Source organism: Methylobacterium sp., assembly GCF_028290105.1.
Taxonomy (GTDB): Bacteria; Pseudomonadota; Alphaproteobacteria; order Rhizobiales; family Beijerinckiaceae; genus Methylobacterium.
Map to the genome: position 1 here is coordinate 1 of NZ_JAQGKL010000032.1, position 2,960 is coordinate 2,960.

Annotated in this window: 2 protein-coding genes and 1 pseudogene; 1 reads left to right on the forward strand and 2 read right to left on the reverse strand. The window is 68.2% G+C overall.

What is annotated here, in order from left to right:
• Together JWQ05_RS02360 and JWQ05_RS02365 are read right to left on the reverse strand one after the other, a co-directional pair.
• Window positions 1-1,118: pseudogene (locus tag JWQ05_RS02360) on the reverse strand (PQQ-dependent sugar dehydrogenase); the annotation flags it as partial.
• A 91-nt stretch (window positions 1,119-1,209) separates the two neighbouring features.
• Complete coding sequence (locus JWQ05_RS02365) at window positions 1,210-1,626, reverse strand: MAPEG family protein (RefSeq protein WP_299653887.1); 417 nt, start codon at window positions 1,624-1,626, stop codon at window positions 1,210-1,212.
• Between the two features lie 237 nt (window positions 1,627-1,863).
• On the opposite strand from JWQ05_RS02365, the gene alaS reads away from it, so the two are divergent.
• Window positions 1,864-2,960 (forward strand): alanine--tRNA ligase (gene alaS, locus JWQ05_RS02370; RefSeq protein WP_299653890.1); only part of this gene is annotated, 1,097 nt, incomplete at its 3' end.

Here is a 2,960-nt window from a genome sequence, read left to right on the forward strand (position 1 = left end):
ACGGGCACGAACATGATGCGGGCACCGATGGGCTGGGTGCGGTTCCAAGAGCCGTGCTCGGCGGTGAAGATGCCGCCGCGGTAGGATTCGGGGAACTAGCGCCCGGTGTAGAAGGTCATGCCGAGGTCGGCGGCGTGCGGCGGCAATTCGGCCTGCGGGAAGACCGCCTCCTTCGGCGGCGTCTCGTCCTTGTACTCGACGGTCCGGACATGGCCGCCGCCGAACCACGGGAAGCCGAAGGTCTCGCCGGCCTTGGCGATGCGGTTGAGCTCACCGGGCGGCGTGTCGTCACCCATGCCGTCGACTTGGTTGTCGGTGAACCACAGGGCCTTGTCGGCGGGGTTGAAATCCATGCCCACCGAGTTGCGGATGCCGGTGGCGTAGACCTCGCGGTTCTTGCCGTCGGCGTCCATGCGGATGATCCCGCCGATGCCGGTCTGGGCGTAGAGGTCGCGCTTGGCCGCCGGGGGCACGTTGTAGGGCTGGCCGAGGGAGATGTAGGTCTTTCCGTCGGGGCCGACGCGGCACATCCGGGCGGTGTGGTTGTAGCTCTCCTCCGCCGCCGGGATCAGTGCGCCTTGCTTGACCAGGATGCCGGCGGCGACGTCCGGGCTCTCGTAGAAGAACTCGGCCGCCGGGAACGAGAGCACGCGGTTCTGCTCGACGATGGTCAGGACGCCGTCCTTGGAAAAGCAGACGCCGTTGGGGATCTTGAAGTCGATGCCCGGCGCGAAGGCCCGGACCTCGTCGGCGACGCGGTCCTTGTCGCGGTCGGTGACGGTGTAGACCTTGGACTTGCGGGTGCCGACGAACAGCACCCCGGCATTGGGCCCGACCGCGATGGAGCGGGCATCCGGCACCACCGCGTAGAGATCGATCTTGAAGCCGTCGGGCAGCTTGATCTTGGCCAGCGTCTTGCGCAGCGCGTCGGCGCGCCGGCCGGTCTGGGGAATCTCGGGCGCCTCGGCGGTGCCGGTGCTCTGCATGCCGGTGAGCTTTTCGAGCGCGTCGGCCTTCGCCTTGGTCTCTGCGGGGGCCGCGCCCTGGGCATGGACGCCGACGGAGAGCGCGAGCGCGGCGCAGCCGGCCAGGAGCGTCGCGGTGAGGACCGATCGCATGGATGTCTCCCTGGGATCCGCCCGCATGGTCGGGGCGGTTGAGCCCCGACGATATGAGCCTGGCGGCGCCGCCGGCAAGGGGATCGCCGCGTCAGGGCGTGTAGGGCAGGAGCTTGATGAACAAGCCCCACATCACGAACAGGATGCCCACTATGGCGACGCCCCAGATGATCGAGCGGATCTTGGGGATGCCGAAGCCGTAGACGGGCAGATAGATGAGCCGGGCGAAGAAATAGAGGTAGGCGCCGAGCACCACCGCCGTGTTGTGCCGGCCCGTCGCCACGCAGGCGAGGACGAGGGCGGCGAAGATCGGGAAGGTCTCGAAGAAGTTCTTCGAAGCGCGTTCCAGGCGGCTCGCCGCGCCGGTCACCTCCGGTGTCCGGCCCTCGCGGTTGCCAGACGCCCAGTCGAGGCCGCCCCGCTGCTGCAGGCCGCTGGCGGAGGCCGCGATGACGTGGACCAGCCCGAGCAGGCAGGACCAGGCGAGGAGGCGTATTTCGACGGGCATCGTTGGAAATCCCAGGTGTGGTGGAGAACGGTGTTCTTAAGCGCGGCGGTGAGCAAAAGCGAAACCGGACCGTGACTTGCGCCGGAACGCTCCTTATGAGTGCGCCAGCGCGGCGGAACCCCTTGATCCCAGGCCTCTCTCGGACACAAGGGACTTCATCCCGCGCGGCGCGCGTATGCCTCGGCGGAACCCGGGCGTGCGCGCTCCTGCGGCACCCTACGACAGAGTTGTGATGCGATGAGCGGCGTCAACGAGATCCGGTCGACCTTCCTCGACTACTTCGCCAAGGCGGGCCACGAAGTCGTGCCGTCCTCCTCGCTGGTGCCGCGCAACGACCCGACGCTGATGTTCACCAATGCCGGCATGGTGCAGTTCAAGAACGTCTTCACAGGCGTCGAGAAGCGCCCATACGACCGCGCCACCACGGCGCAGAAATGCGTGCGCGCGGGCGGCAAGCACAACGACCTCGACAATGTCGGCTACACCGCCCGGCACCACACCTTCTTCGAGATGCTCGGCAACTTCTCGTTCGGCGACTATTTCAAGCCGCGCGCCATCGAGCTGGCCTGGAACCTGATCACCAAGGAGTTCGGCCTCTCGAAGGACCGGCTGCTGGTCACGGTCTATGCCGACGACGACGAGGCCGCCGGCCTCTGGCGCAAGATCGCGGGCTTCTCCGACGACCGCATCATCCGCATCGGCACCTCCGACAATTTCTGGCAGATGGGCGATACCGGCCCCTGCGGCCCGTGCTCGGAGATCTTCATCGACCAGGGCCCGTCGCTCCAGGGCGGCCCGCCCGGTTCTCCGGACGAGGACGGCGACCGCTTCCTCGAATTCTGGAACCTCGTGTTCATGCAGTACGAGCAGATCGAGCCGGGCAACCGCCTCGCCCTGCCGCGCCCGTCCATCGACACGGGCCTCGGCCTGGAGCGCATGGCGGCGATCCTCCAGGGCGTGAAGAGCAACTACGAGACGGACCTGTTCCGCGCCCTCATCGACGCGGTCAGCCACGCGGTCGGGCGTCCGCCGGAGCCGGCCAGCCAAGCCTCCTACCGGGTCATCGCCGACCACCTGCGCGCCGCTTCCTTCCTGGTCGCCGACGGCGTGCTGCCGGGCAACGAGGGCCGGGGCTACGTGCTGCGCCGGATCATGCGCCGCGCCATGCGCCACCTCGAATTGCTGGGCTCGCGCGAGCCGGTCATGTACCGCCTCGTGCCGACGCTGCTGCGCGAGATGGGCCAAGCCTATCCGGAGCTCACCCGCGCCGAGGGGCTCATCGCCGAGACCCTGCGCCTGGAAGAGACCCGCTTCCGCCGCACCCTGGAGCGCGG